This window comes from Streptomyces sp. NPDC058000 (genome assembly GCF_042886435.1).
Taxonomy (GTDB): Bacteria; Actinomycetota; Actinomycetes; order Streptomycetales; family Streptomycetaceae; genus Streptomyces.
On sequence record NZ_JBHVQS010000063.1, the window covers coordinates 17,937 to 36,823 of the forward strand.

At 72.2% G+C, this 18,887-nt stretch carries 22 protein-coding genes and 1 pseudogene; 12 read left to right on the forward strand and 11 right to left on the reverse strand.

All coding sequences use genetic code 11. The annotated features are described in order from the left end of the window. Nucleotides 1-93 precede the first annotated feature (93 nt). A complete protein-coding gene (locus ACFVT2_RS36480) occupies nt 94-1,053 on the forward strand; it encodes a cytochrome c oxidase assembly protein (protein ID WP_390025167.1) in 960 nt (319 codons plus the stop codon). Nucleotides 1,054-1,199: 146 nt separating this feature from the next. Further along, the gene (locus tag ACFVT2_RS36485; RefSeq protein WP_390025169.1) at nt 1,200-1,358 is read left to right on the forward strand and encodes a hypothetical protein; all 159 of its coding nucleotides are present in this window, start codon (nt 1,200-1,202) and stop codon (nt 1,356-1,358) included. A 42-nt stretch (nt 1,359-1,400) separates the two neighbouring features. On the opposite strand, the gene ACFVT2_RS36490 is transcribed toward ACFVT2_RS36485, so the two are convergent. After that, nucleotides 1,401-1,814 (reverse strand): SSI family serine proteinase inhibitor, encoded by a 414-nt coding sequence (locus ACFVT2_RS36490; RefSeq protein WP_390025171.1) that lies wholly within the window; start codon nt 1,812-1,814, stop codon nt 1,401-1,403. A gap of 310 nt (nt 1,815-2,124) precedes the next feature. Between ACFVT2_RS36490 and ACFVT2_RS36495 the strand changes: the two genes are divergently transcribed. Together ACFVT2_RS36495 and ACFVT2_RS36500 are read left to right on the forward strand one after the other, a co-directional pair. Then, nucleotides 2,125-2,874 (forward strand): lysophospholipid acyltransferase family protein, encoded by a 750-nt coding sequence (locus ACFVT2_RS36495; RefSeq protein ID WP_390025238.1) that lies wholly within the window; start codon nt 2,125-2,127, stop codon nt 2,872-2,874. Nucleotides 2,875-2,943: 69 nt separating this feature from the next. Further along, nucleotides 2,944-3,825 carry a TIGR02452 family protein gene (locus ACFVT2_RS36500; RefSeq protein WP_390025240.1) on the forward strand — a complete coding sequence of 294 codons (882 nt, stop codon included), beginning with the start codon at nt 2,944-2,946 and terminating at the stop codon, nt 3,823-3,825. A 75-nt stretch (nt 3,826-3,900) separates the two neighbouring features. Here ACFVT2_RS36500 and ACFVT2_RS36505 read toward each other — a convergent pair whose 3' ends face one another. Further along, complete coding sequence (locus ACFVT2_RS36505; protein WP_390025173.1) at nt 3,901-5,505, reverse strand: alpha/beta hydrolase; 1,605 nt, start codon at nt 5,503-5,505, stop codon at nt 3,901-3,903. 184 nt (nt 5,506-5,689) lie between these two features. Between ACFVT2_RS36505 and ACFVT2_RS36510 the strand changes: the two genes are divergently transcribed. From ACFVT2_RS36510 to ACFVT2_RS36540, 7 genes are all read left to right on the forward strand, one after another. Next, the gene (locus ACFVT2_RS36510; RefSeq protein ID WP_390025175.1) at nt 5,690-6,472 is read left to right on the forward strand and encodes an ABC transporter ATP-binding protein; all 783 of its coding nucleotides are present in this window, start codon (nt 5,690-5,692) and stop codon (nt 6,470-6,472) included. After that, nucleotides 6,469-7,308: an ABC transporter permease gene (locus tag ACFVT2_RS36515; RefSeq protein ID WP_390025177.1), complete on the forward strand. Its 840-nt coding sequence runs from the start codon at nt 6,469-6,471 to the stop codon at nt 7,306-7,308. The genes ACFVT2_RS36510 and ACFVT2_RS36515 overlap by 4 nt, the downstream gene beginning before the upstream one ends. A gap of 213 nt (nt 7,309-7,521) precedes the next feature. Further along, nucleotides 7,522-8,496 carry an ABC transporter substrate-binding protein gene (locus ACFVT2_RS36520; RefSeq protein ID WP_390025179.1) on the forward strand — a complete coding sequence of 325 codons (975 nt, stop codon included), beginning with the start codon at nt 7,522-7,524 and terminating at the stop codon, nt 8,494-8,496. 224 nt (nt 8,497-8,720) lie between these two features. Beyond that, the gene (locus ACFVT2_RS36525) at nt 8,721-9,104 is read left to right on the forward strand and encodes a hypothetical protein (protein WP_390025181.1); all 384 of its coding nucleotides are present in this window, start codon (nt 8,721-8,723) and stop codon (nt 9,102-9,104) included. Nucleotides 9,105-9,113: 9 nt separating this feature from the next. Beyond that, a complete protein-coding gene (locus ACFVT2_RS36530) occupies nt 9,114-9,980 on the forward strand; it encodes a hypothetical protein (protein ID WP_390025183.1) in 867 nt (288 codons plus the stop codon). Between the two features lie 70 nt (nt 9,981-10,050). Further along, nucleotides 10,051-10,446 (forward strand): roadblock/LC7 domain-containing protein, encoded by a 396-nt coding sequence (locus ACFVT2_RS36535; RefSeq protein ID WP_390025185.1) that lies wholly within the window; start codon nt 10,051-10,053, stop codon nt 10,444-10,446. A 168-nt stretch (nt 10,447-10,614) separates the two neighbouring features. Continuing rightward, nucleotides 10,615-10,989 carry a hypothetical protein gene (locus ACFVT2_RS36540; protein WP_390025187.1) on the forward strand — a complete coding sequence of 125 codons (375 nt, stop codon included), beginning with the start codon at nt 10,615-10,617 and terminating at the stop codon, nt 10,987-10,989. Between the two features lie 6 nt (nt 10,990-10,995). On the opposite strand, the gene ACFVT2_RS36545 is transcribed toward ACFVT2_RS36540, so the two are convergent. Genes ACFVT2_RS36545 through ACFVT2_RS36570 form a run of 6 tightly spaced genes read right to left on the reverse strand, consistent with a single transcriptional unit; the run spans nt 10,996 to nt 15,631 of the window. Beyond that, nucleotides 10,996-11,817, reverse strand: coding sequence for an urease accessory protein UreD (locus ACFVT2_RS36545; RefSeq protein ID WP_390025189.1), 822 nt, complete (start codon nt 11,815-11,817; stop codon nt 10,996-10,998). Beyond that, nucleotides 11,814-12,509, reverse strand: coding sequence for an urease accessory protein UreG (gene ureG / locus ACFVT2_RS36550; protein ID WP_390025191.1), 696 nt, complete (start codon nt 12,507-12,509; stop codon nt 11,814-11,816). Before ureG ends, ACFVT2_RS36545 begins: the two co-directional genes overlap by 4 nt. Before the next feature lie 58 nt (nt 12,510-12,567). Continuing rightward, on the reverse strand, nt 12,568-13,242 hold the full coding sequence (locus tag ACFVT2_RS36555) for an urease accessory protein UreF (RefSeq protein WP_390025192.1): 675 nt from the start codon (nt 13,240-13,242) through the stop codon (nt 12,568-12,570). A gap of 43 nt (nt 13,243-13,285) precedes the next feature. Next, nucleotides 13,286-15,007 carry an urease subunit alpha gene (locus ACFVT2_RS36560; RefSeq protein WP_390025194.1) on the reverse strand — a complete coding sequence of 574 codons (1,722 nt, stop codon included), beginning with the start codon at nt 15,005-15,007 and terminating at the stop codon, nt 13,286-13,288. Then, nucleotides 15,000-15,311, reverse strand: coding sequence for an urease subunit beta (locus ACFVT2_RS36565; RefSeq protein ID WP_390025196.1), 312 nt, complete (start codon nt 15,309-15,311; stop codon nt 15,000-15,002). The genes ACFVT2_RS36560 and ACFVT2_RS36565 overlap by 8 nt, the downstream gene beginning before the upstream one ends. A 17-nt stretch (nt 15,312-15,328) precedes the next feature. Then, a complete protein-coding gene (locus ACFVT2_RS36570) occupies nt 15,329-15,631 on the reverse strand; it encodes an urease subunit gamma (RefSeq protein WP_016572110.1) in 303 nt (100 codons plus the stop codon). Between the two features lie 534 nt (nt 15,632-16,165). Here ACFVT2_RS36570 and ACFVT2_RS36575 point away from each other — a divergent pair. Next, entirely contained in the window at nt 16,166-17,113 is a 948-nt protein-coding gene (locus ACFVT2_RS36575) for a M28 family metallopeptidase (protein ID WP_390025198.1), read from the forward strand. Nucleotides 17,114-17,167: 54 nt separating this feature from the next. Here ACFVT2_RS36575 and ACFVT2_RS36580 read toward each other — a convergent pair whose 3' ends face one another. From ACFVT2_RS36580 to ACFVT2_RS36590, 3 genes and pseudogenes are all read right to left on the reverse strand, one after another. Beyond that, entirely contained in the window at nt 17,168-17,482 is a 315-nt protein-coding gene (locus tag ACFVT2_RS36580; protein ID WP_390025200.1) for a type II toxin-antitoxin system Phd/YefM family antitoxin, read from the reverse strand. 302 nt (nt 17,483-17,784) lie between these two features. Then, nucleotides 17,785-17,998 (reverse strand): annotated as a pseudogene (locus ACFVT2_RS36585) (IS30 family transposase); the annotation flags it as partial. 79 nt (nt 17,999-18,077) lie between these two features. Then, complete coding sequence (locus ACFVT2_RS36590; protein WP_390025202.1) at nt 18,078-18,833, reverse strand: SDR family NAD(P)-dependent oxidoreductase; 756 nt, start codon at nt 18,831-18,833, stop codon at nt 18,078-18,080. Nucleotides 18,834-18,887 lie beyond the last annotated feature (54 nt).

The following is an 18,887-nucleotide window of genomic DNA, read 5'->3' on the forward strand; positions in this document are numbered from 1 at the left end:
TCGGGTCCGTTCGGGGCGCCCCCGGCCGCTGCACCGGCCGGGGGCGCCTCTACGCTTGCCTCCGGAGCATTGGTATGAATCAGGAGCGAGCGGATGCATCACAGCGGGCACGGCATGGACGGCATGAACATGGATCTGCCGCCGTTCACGCTGGGGCGGGGCCTGGAGTTCGGTGGTGATCCGTTCTTTCTCGTCGGCTGCCTGCTGGGGTTGGCGCTCTACGGCTGGGCCGTGATCCGGCTGCGGCGGCGCGGGGACGGGTGGCCGATGGGCCGGGTCGTCGCCTGGGTGCTGGGCGTGCTGACGGTGGCACTGTCGATGTGCACCAAGCTGAACGACTACGGCATGGCGATGTTCAGCGTCCACATGGTCCAGCACATGATCGTCAGCATGCTCTCGCCGATCCTGCTGCTGCTCGGGGCGCCGGTGACGCTGGCGTTGCGCGCCCTGTCGACCGCCGGACGGGGCCGCAAGGGGCCCCGCGAGTTGCTGGTGGCACTGCTGCACAGCCGGTACATGCGGCTCATCACGCACCCGGCGTTCACCATCCCGCTGTTCATCGCGAGCCTCTACGCGCTGTACTTCTCGCCGCTGTTCGACTTCCTGATGCAGTCCCGGGCCGGGCACATCGCGATGATGGTGCACTTCCTGGCGGTGGGGCTGGTCTTCTTCTGGCCGATCATGGGCGTGGACCCGGGCCCGCACCGGCCGGGGTACGTGATGCGGATGCTGGAGCTGTTCGCCGGGATGCCGTTCCACGCGTTCTTCGGGATCGCGTTGATGATGGCGTCCGAGCCGATGGTGGACACCTTCCTGCACCCGCCGGCCTCGCTGGGCATCGACGCGCTGGGCGACCAGCAGGCGGCCGGCGGGATCGCCTGGGCGTTCAGCGAGATCCCGTCGGTGGTGGTGCTGATCGCGCTGGTCTTCCAGTGGTACAAGTCCGAGGCGCGCACCTCGCAGCGCGCCGACCGGGCCGCGGACCGCAACGGGGACAAGGACCTGGCGGAGTACAACGCCTACCTGGCCTCGCTCAACGCGCGGGGGCGGTAGCGAGGCGCCGGCGGGGCGCGGCGGACCGGGGGCGGTCGCCGCGGCGCGTTCGGTCATCTGGCGGCACGGGCCGCGGCCGGGGACGATGGTCTCCTGGCCGCGGCCCGCGGCGTTGTGCCCACGGCCGCCGTGAGGAGGTTGCGGGTATGCCCGGATCTGCCAGGACGATGGCCGTGTGCACGGTGTGCGGGTTGGTGGCGGCGACCGCCTACACCGTGGCGTTGGGCGGCAACGGTTGGGTTTGGTTCCTGTGGGTGCTCTTGGCACTGCTCACGGTCGGGGTGGTGACGGCGCGGCGGATCTGAGCCACGGCGCCGGACGCTGCCACCCGGCGCCGTCGGCGGGCGTCAGAAGCGGAACAGCGGGCCGGTGGCGGCGTCCATGGTGCAGGCGTTGGGGTACTCCCGGTGCCAGTTGACGGGCGCGCCCCGCCAGCTGCCGGAGGCGGTGACGGTCACCGGGTCGTACTCCCGGGTGCAGACGTGCGGTTCGCCCCGCAGGGTGTCCAGATCGCCGTGGGCCGAGGCCAGCGCGTCGCAGGCGGCGGCGCCGTGCGGATGGGTGCCGCGGGTGTCCGGGCAGCTGAGCCGTACCCCGTGGATCCAGGTGTCGCCGGCGCCGGACACGGTCAGGAAGAGGCCGTCGGTGGCGTCCGGAGCGGCGGCGCGGGACGACGCCGCGCCGAGTGCGGTGCACAGTGCCACGGTCACGCCCGCCGCCAGGGCTGCACGGGAGGTTCGGCGTCGGCGGCTCACGGACATCGGGGTCTCCTGGAACGCTCGGGGCGGTGGCCCGGTGGGGTCACGCGGTGGGCCGAGGGCCGACGCCCGGCGGGGACGGCGGACGGCGCCCGGCGGCCCCAGGCCATCCCGCCGCGACCCGGCGCACAAGCGGCCACGCCGTGCGGTCGCCCGGACGGGTCCGCGGTTTCGCGGGCCCGGCGGTTACGGACCGGGCCGGGGCGGTTACGGACGGCGGCTCGCGCGCCTACACTGACGGCCCTGGACGTCCCCTGTGACCTGGCACGATCCGGCCGCGCCGGTGGTCCGGGGGACGGAAGAGGGGGCCGCCGTGCTGTACCAGGTGTTGAAGTACGTCCTGCTGGGCCCGCTGCTGCGGCTGATCTTCCGGCCGCGGGTGGAGGGGCTGGCGCAGGTGCCCGACGAGGGGCCGGCGATCATCGCGGGCAACCACCTGTCGTTCGCGGACCACTTCGTGATGCCGGCGCTCGTGCCGCGCCGGGTGACGTTCCTGGCGAAGTCCGAGTACTTCACCGGGGCCGGGCTCAAGGGGCGGCTGACCGCGGCGTTCTTCCGCGGGGTCGGGCAGATCCCGGTGGACCGCTCCGGGGGCCGGGCCTCGGAGGCGGCGCTCTCCTCGGGGCTGTCGGTGCTGCGCAAGGGGCGGCTGCTGGGGATCTATCCGGAGGGCACCCGCTCGCACGACGGGCGGCTGTACAAGGGGCGCACCGGGGTGGCGGCGCTGGCCCTCAAGGCGGGGGTGCCGGTGGTGCCGTGCGCGATGATCGGGACGTTCGAGGCGCAGCCGACCGGGCGGCGGCTGCCGCGGGCGATGCGGGTCACGGTCCGCTTCGGGCCGCCGCTGGAGTTCTCGCGGTACGCGGACCTGGTGGACGAGCGCATCGCGCTGCGGGCCGTCACCGACGAGATCATGTACGCCATCCTCACGCTGTCCGGGCAGGAGTACGTGGACGAGTACGCCACGGACGCCAAGGCCGCGGCGCAGGCGGCGGCGCGGGCGCACGGGCGGCGGGGGCCCGGCGGCGGCAGCGGGGCGGGCGGTCCGGGGCGGGCGGGATAACCGTTCGCGGAGCGCGGCGGCCGCCCCTACGGTGAGCTCCGTGAGTGTACGGATACGGGGGTGGCGCCGGTGAGCGCCCGGCTGCGCGGGATGGCGCAGGAGACGGAGCGGATCGTCGCGGCGGCCAGCTACCGCACGCCGGGCGGACGGACGGTGGACTTCGCGGCGGCGGTGGCCCGGGCTCGGGCCGGGACCCGGCTGTACGGGCCGGGACCGGTGGCGGTGACCGGGGCGACGCCGGGCCTGCGGACGGTGTTCGAGGTGACGGCGGAGGGCAGTCTGACGGCCGGCGGGCGACTGGCCGCGGCGGCCGGTGAGTTCGGTCCGGTCGCGGTGTTGAACTTCGCGTCGGCCCGCAATCCCGGTGGCGGGTACCTCAAGGGCGCGCAGGCGCAGGAGGAGGCGCTGTGCCGCGGCTCGGCGCTGTACGCCTGTGTTCGCGCGGCGCCGGAGTTCTATGCGGCGCACCGGGCCGACCCGAGTCCGTTCTACAGCGACCGGGTGATCCTCTCCCCCGGTGTGCCGGTGTTCCGCGACGACCGCGGCCGGCTGCGCGAGGCGCCCTACGAGGCGGGGTTCCTGACGGCGGCGGCGCCGAACGCGGGGGTGATCGCCCGGCAGCGGCCGGACGAGGTGGGACGGTTGCCGGCGGCGCTGGCGGCGCGTGCCGAGCGGGTGTTGGAGGCCGCGGCCCAGGGGGTGCGGCGCGGCGCGCCGCCGACCGGGGCGGTGGTCGGGCCACCGGCGGGCGGGTACCGCCAACTGGTGCTCGGGGCCTGGGGGTGCGGGGTGTTCCGCAATGAACCGGCCCAGGTGGCCGAGGCGTTCGCGGGGCTCCTGCTGCCCGGCGGCCGCTTCGCGGGGTGGTTCACCCGTGTCGTTTTCGCCGTGCCGGACCGCCGGGTGGACTCCCCCAACAGGGCGGCGTTCGCCGCGGTGTTCCCGGCCTGACGACGAGGTTGCGCGGGGGCCACGGAGGACCGGGGGCGGTCGGGAGGGATCCTCCCGACCGCCCCCGGCGGTGGATCAGCCGGCGGCCTTGGCCGTCTGCTTCGCCGGGACGGGCGTGGCGTGCGGGGCGCACGTGACGTCCTTCGGGTCCGTGGTGCCCTTCAGGAAGTACGCGTCGACGCGGTCGTTGATGCAGGGGTTGACCAGACCGGTGACGCCGTGCGAACCGGCGTCCCGCTCGGTGATCAGGCGGGAGCCCGCGAACCGCTTGTGCAGCTCGACGGCGCCGTCGTACGGGGTCGCCGCGTCACGGGTGCTCTGCACGATCAGGACCGGCGGCAGGCCCTTGCCGGTCTTGACCTCGACGGAGTTCTGCTGCTTGACCGGCCAGGTGGCGCAGGGCAGGTTCATCCAGGCGTTGGCCCAGGTCATGAACGGTGCCTGCTGGTGGATGCGGGTGTTGTCGCGGTCCCACTTCTGCCAGTTGGTGGGCCACTTGGTGTCGGTGCACTCGACGGCGGTGTAGACGGCGTTGCCGTTCTCGGCCTTGATGTTGCCGGCCTTGTCGTCGGGGTGCGGACCGGCGTTGTCGATCAGCGGCTTGGTGTTTCCGGCCAGGTACGCGCTCCAGACCCCGGCGACCTCGGCCCACGAGTCGTCGTAGTACGGCGCGTTCTGGAAGAAGCCGGTGAGCTCGGCGGGGCCGACCACGCCGCCGATGGGGTGCTGCTTGGCGGTGCCGCGCAGCTTCTCCCAGGCGGCCTGGACCTTCTCCGGCGTGTCACCGATGTGGTAGGCGGCGTCGTTCTTGGCTACCCACTTCTTCCAGTCGCCCCAGCGGGTCTCGAAGGCGATGTCCTGGTCGAGGTTGGTCTGGTACCAGATCTTCTTGCGGGAGGGGTTGACGACGCTGTCGACGAGCATCCGGCGGACGTGGTCCGGGAAGAGCGTGGCGTAGACGGCGCCGAGGTAGGTGCCGTAGGAGACGCCGAGGTAGTTGAGCTTCTTCTCGCCCAGCGCGGCGCGGATCACGTCCAGGTCGCGGGCGGTGTTCGGCGTCGTCATGTACGGCAGGAGGTCGCCGCTGCGCTCCAGGCAGCCCTGCGCGTACTGCTTGGCGAGCTTGCGCTGGGCGCGCTTGTCCGCCTCGCTGCCCGGCACCGGGTCGGCCTTGGGGGCCTTGACGAACTCCTGCGGGTCCTGGCAGGAGATCGGCGCGGAGTGGCCCACGCCCCGGGGGTCGAAGCCCACGAAGTCGTACGCCTGGGCGGTCTTGGCCCACAGCGCGCTCTTGTTGGTGATGCGGGTCGGGAAGCGCATGCCCGAGCCGCCGGGGCCGCCGGGGTTGTAGAGGAGGGCGCCCTGCCGCTGCTGCGGGCCGCCGGTGGCGACGGCGCGGTCGACGGCGAGTTTGATGGTCCGACCGTTGGGCTTGGCGTAGTCGACCGGGACGGTGACGTAGCCGCACTGGACCGGGGCCTTCAGTCCCCAGTCGGCAGGGCAGTCCTGCCACTTGATGCCTGCCTTGGCGGCCCGGGCGGCGGCGAGCGCGACTCCGCGCGCCTCGGTCGTGCCGCCGGGGCGCCGCTCGCCGGCGGTGGCCGGTGTGGCTATCGCGCCGGCGAGGAGCGCGCCGGTCACCAAGGTGCCGGCAGCGCCGAGCGCTACTGTTCGTTTCACGTGGTTGTTCCCCCAGCATGGTGCGCCGTTTGTGGCGGCGGTGTTCACAGAGCTATGGGGGGATCCTGTCGTGTACGGGCCACACTTGAACAGATTTGGCCACAATTTCTTTACCAAGCTGTAGGAATCGCACGGTTGCGTACCTCGTGGATCGGGGGGCGTGGCAGCGGGTAATTCTCCGGGCATGACCACGCCGCCCCCCATGGTGTCCGGCCGGGACATCGGCAAGTTCTTCCGGTCCGCCGACGGCCGTGTCGTACAGGCTCTCGACGGCGTCTCGTTGACCGTGCACGAAGGCGAGTTCGTCTGCGTCGTCGGCCCGTCGGGATGTGGGAAGTCCACCCTGCTGCGGATACTCGGCGGGCTGATCGAGCCGTCGGCGGGCAGCGTGACGCGGCATCCGGGCCGACCACCGGTCCCCGCCACCGCGTTCGTCTTCCAGGACTTCGCCGTACTCCCCTGGCTGACGGTCCGCGCCAACGCCGCCTTCGGCTTGCGGATGGCCGGGGTGCGCCGCCGGGACGCCGAACGGGCCGCGGACGCCTGGCTGCGGCGCATGGAACTGGCCGAGTTCGCCGACGGCTATCCGGACCAACTGTCCGGCGGGATGCGCCAACGGCTCGCGCTCGCACGGGCGTTCACCACCGGCAGTCCGGTGCTGCTGATGGACGAACCGCTGGGGTCGCTGGACCCGCAGACCCGCCGGCTGATGCAGGAGCAACTGCTCGCCCTGTGGCAGGAGGAGCGCAAGACCGTGGTGCTGGTGACCCACTCCCTCGACGAGGCGCTGTTGCTGGGCGACCGGGTGCTGGTGATGTCGGCGCGGCCGGGCCGGATCACCGAGGAGCTCACGGTGCCGTTCCCGCGGCCCCGCGATCCCGGTATCCAGGACGGCCCGGAGTTCGGCCGGTTGCGCGCCCGGCTCTGGGACCGGCTGCGCGGCGAGTTGTCGGTGGGTGCCCGGTGACCGCCCCGACCCGTCCCGTGGAGACCGCCGCCCCTGACGCCGCGGTGGCGGCCCGCGCGGTCGCCGTACGGGCCCGGCGGACCGCCTGGTGGCACGCCGCACTGGGGCTCGCGGTGCCCGTGGTACTGCTGCTGGGCTGGCAGCTGGCGGCGATGGCCGGGGCCATCGACACCCTGCTCTTCCCGTCGCCCACCCGGATCGCGGCGCGGTGCGTCGCGCTTGCGGCCTCCGGCGAGTTGGGCAGGGACACCGCGGCCACCGTCGGCCGGCTGCTGCCCGGGTACGCGCTGGGCGCGGTGGCCGGCGCGCTGGCCGGGTTCGTGATGGGCGTCTCGCGGACCGCGGAGGCCGCCCTGGGCCCGCTGTTCTCCGCGCTGTACTCCGTCCCGAAGATCGCCGTGCTGCCGCTGCTGCTGCTCCTCTTCGGCCTGTCCGAGACCCCGAAGATCCTCTCGGTCGCCATCACGGTCTTCTTCGTCCTCCAGATCAACACCGCCGCGGGGGTCCGCCAGATCGATCCCCGGCTGCTGGAGTCGGCCCGCTCGTACGGCGCGTCCGGCCTGCGGCTGCTGCGTTTCGTGCTGCTGCCGGGCGCCCTGCCCGGGGTGCTGACGGGGCTGCGGACGGCGGCGGGGCTGGGCGTGGTGGTCGTGGTGGCCGTGGAGTTCGTGGCGTCCGAGAGCGGTCTGGGCTATCTGATCTGGAACGCCTGGACACTCTTCCAGCCCGACCGGATGTACGTGGGTCTGGTGGCGGTCGCCGTGCTGGGCGCGCTGTTCTCCGGGCTGGTGGCGCTGCTGGGGCGGTGGGCGATGCCCTGGCAGCGGTCCCGGTAGCCGTGCGTCCCCGCGATCCGGTCCGGTCGGCGTGCCACGGCCGGGGTGCGGCCGCGTCCCGGCCCTGCGCTCGCCTCCCGAACCCGTCCCGATCCCGTCCGGCCCTGTCCGGCCTCCTCTGGCCCGTCCGACCTGCCCGACCCTCTCTGGCCCCTCTGACCCGTCCGATCCGTCCGATCCGTCCGACCCATCAACCGGAAGGTCCGCTCCGCGATGCGCCGTCTCCGCCTGCCGCTCCTCCTGGTGGCCGTCCTCGGCCTGCTCATCGCCGCCTGCCAGAGCGGCGGGGCCGGCCCGGGTGGGCCCGGCGGGTCCGCGATCCGGGTCGCCCACGTCCCGTCCACGCTCTTCGCCCCGCTCTATCTCGCGGACGCCAAGGGCTACTTCAGGGCGGCGGGGCTCACGGTCACGTTGCAGACGGTGAAGAACGGCCAGGACGCCGTGCCGCTCGCCGCCACCGGGCAGATCGAGGCGGTGGTGGCGGGGTTCTCCGCCGGGCTGTTCAACGGGGTGGCCAAGGGCTTGGGGGTGAAGGTCGCCGCGTCCATGGGCGCCGCCACCGGGGCGCACCCCTCGCCCTCCTCCCTGGAGGTGGCCAGCCGCCTGCTGGACGCCGGGACGGTGCGGACGCCGGCCGATCTGCGCGGCCGGAAGATCGCCGTCTCGGGTGGGCCGGGCGCGGCCGGCGGTTACCAGCTCGCCGCCATACTGCGCGGCTCGGGTCTGACGCTCAAGGACGTCACGGTGGTCAACGTCGCCATCCCCGACATGCGCACCGCGCTGGCCAACGGCGGTGCGGACGCGGCCCTGCCGCCGGCGCCCTTCAGCACGCTGATGGAGGAGGCCGGTACCGCCCGACCGCTGGCCGTACCGCCGAAGGGCACCGTCGCGTCCGGGGTGGTCCTCGGCGCGCGGTTCGCGGGGCAGCCCGCCGCCCGGAAGTTCCTGGCCGCACTGCGCAGGGCCGCCGCCGACCTCCAGGGGGCGGGCCGGACGTCGGACGAGAACGTGGCCGTCCTGGCCAAGGCCACCGGGCAGCGGCCGAGCGTGCTGCGCCACTCCCCGCCGTACCAGTGGGATCCCCAACTCAGGCCGAATAGTGGGCAGTTGATGGCACAGCAGGCGGCGTACCGGGAGGCGGGACTGCTCAGCGGCCGGACCCTGACCGCCGGGGACCTGGTGGGGTGAGCAGCGGCCCGGGTGAAGGGCCGCGGTCAACAGAGCGCCGACAACGGGCCGAGGAGAGACGAGAACAGGTCAATTGCCACTGCGCTACTGCATATGCCGGTGCGGGCCGCGCCGCCTTCAGTAACCTTCCGTGCAGGCTCTCCCACACACCGCCACGTGGGGGAGCCTCCGCGTTGTGCCCGTGTGCTGCGCCGTGCAGCGTGCTCGCCGGAGGGAGACGTCAAGTGCCCGGTATCGACCAGGTGTTGGCCCGCGCGATGGGGATACCCGGAGTCCTGGGGGCCGGGCTGACCGACTGGACCAGCGGGCTGACGCTGGGGACGGCCGGCCGGGCCCCGCACGGCGACCGTGACGCGGCGGCCGCGGACACCGCCGAGGTGGTGCAGGCGGTGACCCGGAACGCCACGTTCGACACAGCGGGCGGCGACGGGGAGGCACTGGAGGACCTGATCATCACCACGGGGAACAGCTACCACCTGATCCGCCTGGTGCCCACCGCCTTCGACAGCCAGACCTGCCTCCACCTCTGGCTGGACCGGGCGCAGGCCAATCTCGCCATCGCCCGGTTACGGCTGCGCGAACTGGCCGCGGAGCTGGCAGCGAGCTGACGTTCCGTCATGGCGACTACGTCATCCTCACGTTCGGGATACGCCGGCGGCGACGGCCGGCCCGGCCCGCTCGACCGGTACGCCGCCGAGCGCGCCACCGGCGCCCTGCGCGGCCCGGACGGCTGTGTCTACCTCCACGAGGGCGCGGTCTACTGCGTCGAGTGCCCGGCGGCGCCCGACGTCGGGGCCCGACTCGCCACCGCCGGACGGCTGCCAGCGGAATTCTGGCGGCATGCGGCGGACACCGCGGGAGCGGACCACCTGGGCGGGCAATTCCTCCTCCAGCAGGGCTGGTTGACCCGCGGCGAGCTGGAGGTGTGCCAGCTCACCGCGCTGCTCGACGCGGCGTGCTTCGTCCTCCCGCCGGAGCCCGCCGCCACCTCCTTCGCCCCCGGTGACGCGCACTGGCTGGGTGTGGTGCGCCCGGTCGGCACCGCCGTCCTGCTGGCCGCGGTGGCCCGCCGGCGGGCGCAGCTGGACCGGCTGGGGGCCTGGGCGGCGGCCGACGGCGCGCCGGTCGTCCCGATCCGGCCGGAACTCCCGGACCGCCCACCCCTCACCGGCCGGCAGCGACGGCTGCTCGCGCACGCCGACGGCGTCCGCACCCCCGGCGAACTCGCCCACGCCCTGGGGCAGTCGGCGTTCTTGACCCTGTTGGAGATACGGCGGCTGGCCGCGGCCGGGCGGGTGCGGCTGCCTGCGCCCGGGGCGTTGCCGAGGCGGCGTCCCGGGGCCTTCCGGCCCGAGCGGCGCGGGCCGGACGCCGTCGCGGGCGCCCCGGTCTGGCATCTGCCGGACCCGGGCGTGCTGGAGACCGCCGATCCGGACGTCGCCCTCCTCGTCCGCCTGCGCACCGCACTGGAGGAGAACCTGTGAACCCCTGTGACCCCCGGCCATGAGCCCCGTATTCGGAAAGCGTGTCAGGAGAAGGAGCGTCAGAAGACCGATGACGAGCGAGACCGAGGCGATCGCATCCGGGATCCGGGAAGAGTTGCGCGCGCTGCGTGCGCACATCCGGCATCTGCACGGCGGCATGGTGGCGAGTGCGGACGGCATGGTGATCGCCCATGACCTGCCGGACATCGAACCCGACGGTCTGGCCGCGCTCACCGCCGCCGCCATCGGCGTCGCCACCCGACTGACCGACGCCACCGGGCAGGGCGGATTCGAGGAGTCCCTGACGCGCGGCAGCCGCGGCTACGTCGCGGCGTACGCGGCCGGGAACCGCGCCGTGCTCACCGCCGTGGCGGGCCCGGACACGAATGTGGGGCGGCTCCACCTCCAGGCCCGGCGCACCGCCGCGCGCATCGCGACCCTGCTCGACGCGCCGCCGGGCCGCTGACCGCGGGGCGCCGCACCGCGATTGCGGTCCGGCGGCCGTCCATGTCGCCCGGCTGTTCCTCCTCGCCGGTCGACGGTCGCGTACCAACGGCCGTCGGCCACCGGCGAGAAGTCCCACCCTCCCGTACGACGGAAATCCAGCGAAACCCACGGAAAGGCCCGACCCCTCATGGCACAGATGGAAAACGCTCTCGGCGAAGCGATGTCGACGATCGAGGGGGCGATAGGTGTCGCCCTGGTCGATCACACCAGCGGAATGGCGCTGGCCACTTTGGGCGATCCGCAGACGTTCGACCTCAACGTGGCGGCGGCCGGGAACACCGATGTGGTGCGCGCCAAATTGCGCACGATGGAGATGTTGGAACTCCAGGGCGCCATCGAGGACATGCTGATCACCCTGACGTCGCAGTACCACATCATCCGGCCGGTGACGGGCAAGAACGGCAGCGGACTCTTCCTCTACCTGGTGTTGGACCGCAAGCGCGCCAATCTCGCGCTGGCGCGCCACCGCCTTGCCCGTCTGGAGGCCGAACTGGAGGTGTGAGCCTCCTCAGCCGGCCGCGGCCTCGTCCAGCAGTCGCCGCAGCGACAGGCCGTCCGGGGCGACCGCGGTGGCCAGCGCGGCGGGGCCGGCGAGCGGCGCCAGGACGGCCTGGCCCCGGGCCGGGCCGTCGCCGTGCGCGCCGCCGAGCAGCCGGACCTCGGCCGGCTTGTCGACGAACTCCGGCTCGGCGAGCAGGAGTTGACCGATGGCACGGTGGCCGCCGAGGACCGCGGAGGTGTCCCATCCGGGGGCGCCGGGCCCGTAGGCGGTCTCCTGGTCGAGCAGCGTGCGGCCGGCCTGACGGATCGTCAGGCGGCTGCGCAGTGCGCCCGTGTGCTCGCCGCTGCGGCCCAACACCTGCTCCTCGCGGAACACCAGCCGGGCGGTGGGCGCGAGGTCCACGGTCGTGGTCATCCGCAGATTGCTGCCTTCCGCGGAGATCAGCGGTTCCGGCAACCATTCGAGCCGGGCACCGTCGCCGACCGTCAGATGGACGTCGTAGGTGGCGAGGTCACCGGTCCGGCCGGGCAGGGCGACGGTCGCCGCGGCCGCGGTGATCCTCAGCGACGTGCCCGTCTCGGCGGTGGCCTCGATGCGCAGCCGGTCGCCGCCGAGCGGGGCGCTCATGGCGCCGATGACGCAGACCCGGGCCTGGTCGGCGTGTGACTGGATGCGGCGGAGCGCGAACGGGCCGCCGCCGTCCAGGACCGGCAGCCGACTGACTCCGTGTGCGTCGGCCCGGGCCACGATGCGTGCGGTGGCCCGCAGACCGCCCGCCGGGAGGGCGGCGGCCTGCGGAGCCGCGGGGTGCGGAAGGGTACGGGTCATGCCTGGGCCGCGGTCCAGTTCGCCAGCTGAGCCCGGACCCACTCGGCCACCGGACGGACGCCGTCGGGCTGCTTGAGGGCGGTGAAGGCGACCGGGAGTTCGCCGCGCTGGGCCTTGGCGTCGCGCGCCATGCCTTCGAGGTCGACGCCGACGTAGGGGGCGAGGTCGGTCTTGTTGATGACCAGCAGGTCGGCGGTGGTGACGCCGGGGCCGCCCTTGCGCGGGATGTCGTCGCCGCCGGCCACGTCGATGACGAAGATCTGGGCGTCGACCAGGCCCTTGGAGAAGGTCGCGGTGAGGTTGTCGCCGCCGGACTCGACCAGGACCAGGTCGAGCGGGCCGACTGTCTCCTCCAGGTCCTCGACGGCTTCGAGGTTGGCGGAGATGTCGTCGCGGATGGCGGTGTGCGGGCAGGCGCCGGTCTCCACGGCGGTGATCCGCTCGGTGGGGAGCACCGCCTCGCGGCGCAGGAACTCGGCGTCCTCGCGGGTGTAGATGTCGTTGGTGACGACGGCGATGGAGAGTTGGTCGCGGAGCTCGCGGCACAGGGCGGCGACGGTGGCGGTCTTGCCGGTGCCGACCGGGCCACCGAGGCCGATCCGCAGGGCGCGCCGGGTGCCGTCGTGGCGTACCGGGTCGGCGGCGCTGTAGGTGTGGCGCTCGGGGAAGCCGTCCTGGTGGTCGAGGTGCATGGTGACTCCAGTGGTTCGTACGGCCGCGGGGTACGCGGCGCGGTAGGCGGACGGAAGGTCAGGACGCGAAGAGCCGGACCGGCCAGGCGGCGTGTGCTTCGGCGGCGATGTCGAGCAACGGCGCGGAGGCGGCAGGCAGCGCGCCCGGTCCTTCGGTGACGGCGCGGTGCGCCGCAGCCGCGCCCTGTTCCGCGACCTGTTCGAGGTCGGCGGCCAGGCGGGCGAGGACCGCGGTGGCGTCGAAGGGGTCCAGGCTCAACAGGCGGACCACGGCGGTGGCCGGGCCGCTGATGTTCTCGTAGGCGACCGCGTGGGCGGCGTCCAGCGGTGTCAGACCGGCGGACCGGGCGGCCAGGCCGAGGACTACGGGCTGGTGGGCGCCGCGTGGGCGGGCCGCGGCGAGCGCGTCGAGTTCGGGGCTCGGCCAGGTGGCCCGGGCGGCCCGCATCATCTGCCGGCCGAGCCGGCGGGCGATCTGGCGCAGCGCCGGGACCGGCGTGCGGGCGTCCGCGGCGTCGTCCAGCACGAGCGGGTCCAGGCCGGCCGCGGCCGCGGCGGCGAGGCCCGCGGCGACCAGCCCCGTGGTGTGCAGCCGGCCCCGGCAGAAGCTCTCCAGGGTGGCGGCGTCCTTGATGTGCCCCGCGGTGACGGCCGGTTCGGCGCCGCCCGAGTGGGCGTGCCCTCCGGCGGGGAACCGACCGTCGGCGAGGACGAGCAGCGCAGCGCGGCTCATCGATGGTGCTCCGGATCTTTCATTGACGGGTACTTCAGGAGACTCAGAAGAGGAAGTACCGCTGGGCCATGGGGAGTTCGGCGGCGGGGGCGGGTTCGACCACCTCGCCGTCGATGGTCACCGTGAAGGTGTCGGGGTCCACGTGGACGCGCGGCAGGGCGTCGTTGTTGCGCATATCGGCCTTCTTTACGCCGCGGGTGGAGCGGATGGCCTCGAAGGACTTCCCCAGCGGGAGGCGCTCGGGGAGGTTGTCCTCAAGGGCCTGCTGGGAGACGAAGTTGAGCGAGTTGCTCCCCGGCGCCTTGCCGAAGGCGCCGAACATCGGGCGGGGCAGGACCGGCTGCGGGGTGGGGATGGACGCGTTGGCGTCGCCCATCTGCGCGTAGGCGATCTGGCCGCCCTTGATGACCAGCTGCGGCTTGACGCCGAAGAACGCCGGGTCCCACAGGACGAGGTCGGCGAGCTTGCCGCTCTCGACCGAGCCGACGACGTGGTCGATGCCCTGGGCGAGGGCCGCGTTGATCGTGTACTTCGCGACGTAGCGCCGGGCGCGGTGGTTGTCCGCGTGGCCGTCGCCGGACAGCGCGCCCCGGCGACGCTTCATGACGTGCGCGGTCTGCCAGGTCCGCATCACGACCTCGCCGATCCGGCCCATGGCCTGGGCGTCGGAGGACATGATCGAGATGGCGCCGAGGTCGTGCAGGATGTCCTCGGCGGCGATGGTGGAGGGCCGGATCCGGGACTCGGCGAAGGCCAGGTCCTCCGGGACCGCGGGGTTGAGGTGGTGGCAGACCATCAGCATGTCGAGGTGCTCCTCGACGGTGTTGACGGTGTGCGGCCGCGTGGGGTTGGTGGACGCGGGGAGCACGTTGGGCTCGGAGACCATCGCGATCATGTCGGGGGCGTGACCGCCGCCGGCACCCTCGACGTGGAACGCGTGGATGGAGCGGCCCGCGATGGCGGCGATGGTGTCGCCGAGGAACCCGGCCTCGTTGAGGGTGTCGGTGTGGATCGCGAGCTGGGCGCCGCTCTCCTCACACACCGTCAGACAGGCATCGAGGACGGCGGGGGTGGCGCCCCAGTCCTCATGGATCTTGAAACCGAGGATGCCGGCGCGCAGCTGGTCGCGCATCGACGGCAGGGACATGGTGTTGCCCTTGCCGAGCAGGCCGACGTTGACCGGCAGGTTGTCCATCGACTCGAAGAGCCGGGCGATGTGCCAGGCACCGGGGGTGATGGTGGTGGCCTTGCTGCCCTCGGCGGGGCCGGTGCCGCCGCCGATCATGGTGGTGATGCCCGCGGCCAGCGCCTCGTCCACCTGCTGGGGGCAGATGAAGTGGACGTGGGTGTCGATGCCGCCGGCGGTGAGGATCTTGCCGTTGCCGGCGATGACCTCGGTCTCCGGACCGATGACCAGGTCGGGGTGGACGCCGTCCATGGTGTCCGGGTTGCCGGCCTTGCCCAGGGCGGTGATCCGGCCGTCGCGGATGCCGACGTCGGCCTTGACGATGCCCCAGTGGTCGAGCACCACGGCGCCGGTGATCACGGTGTCGGGGGCGCCCTCGGCACGGGTGACGCGGGACTGGCCCATCGACTCGCGGATCACCTTGCCGCCGCCGAAGACCGCTTCGTCGCCGGCACGGCCGGGGCCGCCGGAGCGGTCCTCGGTGATCTCGATGACCAGGTCGGTGTCGGCGAGCCGGATCCGGTCGCCGGCCGTCGGGCCGAACAGGTCGGCGTATTCCTGGCGGGTCAGTTCAGCCATCGAGGGGACCTCCGGTCTCACCGCGCAGACCCACGACGATCCGCTTGCCCGCGAGGGGGACCAGCTCGACTTCGGTGGGGATGCCGGGCTCGAAGCGCACGGCGGAGCCGGCCGCGACGTTCAGCCGCTTGCCGTGCGCGGCGGCGCGGTCGAAGTCGAGGCCGGGATTGGCCTCGGCGAAGTGGTAGTGGGAGCCGACCTGGACGGGGCGGTCGGCGGAGTTGAGGACGGTCATGCGCGTGAGGGGGAGGCCTTCGTTGAGGCGCACCGGCTCGTCGGCGTAGAGGATCTGTCCCGGGATCATTGTCTGCTCTCCCGTGGTCAGTTGATGGGTTCGTGAACGGTGACGAGCTTGGTGCCGTCGGGGAAGGTGGCCTCGACCTGGACGTCGTGAATCATCTCCGGGACGCCTTCCATGACGTCGTCGCGCGCAAGCACCTTGCGCCCGGAGGACATGAGCTCGGCGACGGTACGGCCGTCCCGCGCTCCTTCAAGGATGTGCACCGTCAGCAGGGCGATGGCTTCGGGGTGGTTGAGCTTCAGTCCCCGCGCCCTCCGCTTTTCAGCCACGTCTGCCGCCACATGAATCAACAACCGTTCCTGCTCATGCGGGGTCAGTTGCATACGTTCCACCTCACAGGTTTTCGCCCGGGCGCGTTTACCCAGGTCACAGGCATGGACACACCCGTGACGATAGATGTACCACACAGTGTTTAAAGGCGAAGCAAACCGACTTCCAGCACTTGACCATCAACTTCCCCATCGCGGAAGGCTAGTTAGGCGAGATTTCGACGCCGTTACGGCGGGCAGCACATTTCGCAACCCTTGTCGCACCTGACGTAACACCGCGGAAATCACCGCTGGCCACGGGCCGGCGGCCGGATTCGAGAGCGGGGACTTTCCGCCCCGCGGCCCAAAGGTTGTACCGAATCGTGGTGGCGAATTCCACACCCCCAACCCCCTTCCGGAATGCGGAAAAAAGAGCGGGTGCCAGGTAATCAATCGGCATTATCTCGGCAAACCCGACACCCCTTCCGATGCGCGAACGCGGGTGTCCGGTATCCGCTCTTGACGGATTTCAAACGGGCTCGTAATGCTCATGCACGCGTCAACAATTCCGCTGCACTTCAACCCCCCACAACAGCATCGGAGCCCTCCGTGACCCGTTCGACCCGTATCCGCCGCGCGGCGCTCGCCGCCGGCGCCTGCACCGCCGTAGCCGCCCTGTTGGGCACCGCGGCGGCCGCCCAGGCCACCTCCCCCAGGACGCAGGCCGCACCGGACATCCCGGTCACCGCCATCAAGGCACACCTGGACCAACTCCAGTCCATAGCCGACGCCAACGGCGGCAACCGCGCCCACGGCCAGGCCGGCTACCGGGCCTCGGTCGACTACATCAAGGGCAAGCTCGACGCGGCGGGCTTCACCACCGCCGTCCAGGAGTTCAGCAGCGGCGGCGCGAAGGGCTACAACCTGATCGCCGACTGGCCCGGCGGCGCCGAGGACTCCACCGTGATGACCGGCTCGCACCTCGACTCGGTCGACGCGGGCCCTGGCATCAACGACAACGGCTCCGGCTCGTCCGGCATCCTGGAGGTCGCACTGGCCGTCTCCCGGGAACACCTCAAGCCCGCCAAGCACCTGCGGTTCGCCTGGTGGGGCGACGAGGAGGACGGCATGGTCGGCTCCCGGCACTACGTCGACGCCCTCGGCGCCGACACCTCAAAGATCTCCGCGTACCTCAACTTCGACATGATCGGCTCGCCGAACCCGGGCTACTTCGTCTACGGCTACGACGCCAAGCTGGAGAAGCTCTTCAAGGACTGGTTCACCGCGAAGAACATCGCCACCGAGCGGGACACCGAGGGCGACGGCCGCTCCGACCACGCCCCCTTCCAACAGGCCGGCGTCCCGGTCGGCGGGCTCTTCTCCGGGGCCGACTACATCAAGACCGACGCCCAGGCGAAGGCGTGGGGCGGCACCGCGGGCAAGGCGTTCGATGCCTGCTACCACCGGTCCTGCGACACGTCCAAGAACATCGACGACACCGCACTGCACAACCACACCGACGCCATCGCCAACGCCGTGTGGCAGCTCAGCTCCTGACGACGCGAGAGCGCTGACGGCCGCCGCACCGCGCGGCCGTCCGCCTCCTCGCGGTCACCTCTCCCGACCCGGTCGCCGGCCCCCGGCGGCCGGGTCGCGGTGTTCCGCCGCGATACCGAAGCGCTGCCGTTCGCCCGGAGCGGACTGGAGATGCTGCTCGGAGGAGACCGTACTGATCACCCGCTCCTGCTCGACGGCCGCCTCCTGGCGCCCCAGTTCTTCGAGTCGCTCCAGGTCAGCGGCGGACACCAGCGCCACGAGGGGCTTCCCGTGGCGGGTCACGACCACCCTCTCGCCGCCATAGACGACGCGGTTGATCAGATCCGCGAGCTCGGCCCGGGCTTGCGTCACCGGAATTTCGTAGGCCATGCTCCTAGCCTATGTAATGTCCACCTGGTCCGCCGTGGTCCGTGGCGACAGCAAAGGTCCAGGTCAGAGGTGTTCGCGTGCTCCCCGTGCGCTCTCTTTTGTGAGAGATGTGTGAGACGGGTGAGGCGGCACCACCGGCCCCGCACGGAGCTGCGGCCAGGCGGGGGCCTGCCCGGCGAATCGAGCAGGAGGGCCGGGTCGCCCGGCCCTCCTCTCACGCCACCGGACATACGGGCCCGCATCCGGCAGTTCATCAAGCTGATCTCATCCGGAGCCAGGTTCGCGATCTGCCCCGGGCTTCATGCCGTCGCCCACCGGCGGTCCTGCCGCCGGGGCTTGTTGCGCCCCTTCCACACAGATGCCTGCGGCCCTGCGACCGGTATTCCGTCCGGTCGCAGGATCTGTCCGGCCAGCCGCTTCTGGACATACTCGCGGCCGCTCGTTGGCCATCAGCTTCGGCATCTTGGGACGCCGCGCCATCAGCTCCGCCTCCCATTGTGTGATCGAGGCCCGGTACACGGTAATCCCGCACGCTCAAACCCAGGAAATACCGGCGCATCACAGCTGAAAACGACCTCTCAGAGGCGGTTTCGCCCTAGAGCTGGGTGGCGCCGCCGTCGACGAGCAGTTCCGCGCCGGTGGTGAAGGAGCTTTGGTCCCCGGCGAGGTAGAGGGCGGTGGCGGCGACCTCGTCGGGGCGGCCGGCTCGGCCGAGCGGGGTCGGCGCGGCGGACTCGGTGGCCGCGGTGGCGCCCTCGCCTTGCGGGAATGCGGCTCGCAGCTCGTCGGCGCCGGGGGTTGTGACGGGGCCGGGGGTGAGGGCGTTGACGCGGATGCCGCGGTCGGCGAGTTCGGCGGCCCAGGTGCGGGCGAGGCTGCGGATCGCGGCCTTGGTGGCGGCGTAGACGCCCAGGCCCGGGACGCCGCGCAGGGCCGCGCTGGAGGAGAGCAGGATCACCGAAGCGCCGGCCGGCAGCAGCGGAAGCGCCTTTTGGACGGTGAAGACGGTGCCCTTGAGGTTGATGGAGGTGGTGCGGTCGTACCCCTCCTCGGTGATCGTGCCGAGCGGACCGAAGTCGCCGACGCCGGCGTTCGCCACGACGATGTCGAGATGACCGCTGCGCTCTGTGATCTCGGCGAAGAGCCGGTCGAGGTCGTCGAGTTGCGATACGTCGCTTCGGATGCCGATGGCGTGGCTGCCGACCTGTTCGACGGCGGCCTCCAGCTCGGCTTTGCGGCGGCCGGTGAGGTAGACGGTTGCTCCCTCGGCGGTGAACCGGCGGGCAATGGCCAGGCCGATGCCGGTGGAGGCCCCGGTGATGAGGGCGGTCTTGTTGTCCAGCTGTCCCATGACGTTCTCCGAATCTTTGACGTAACTATTCTTGTTACATTTAGGGGCGCAGGA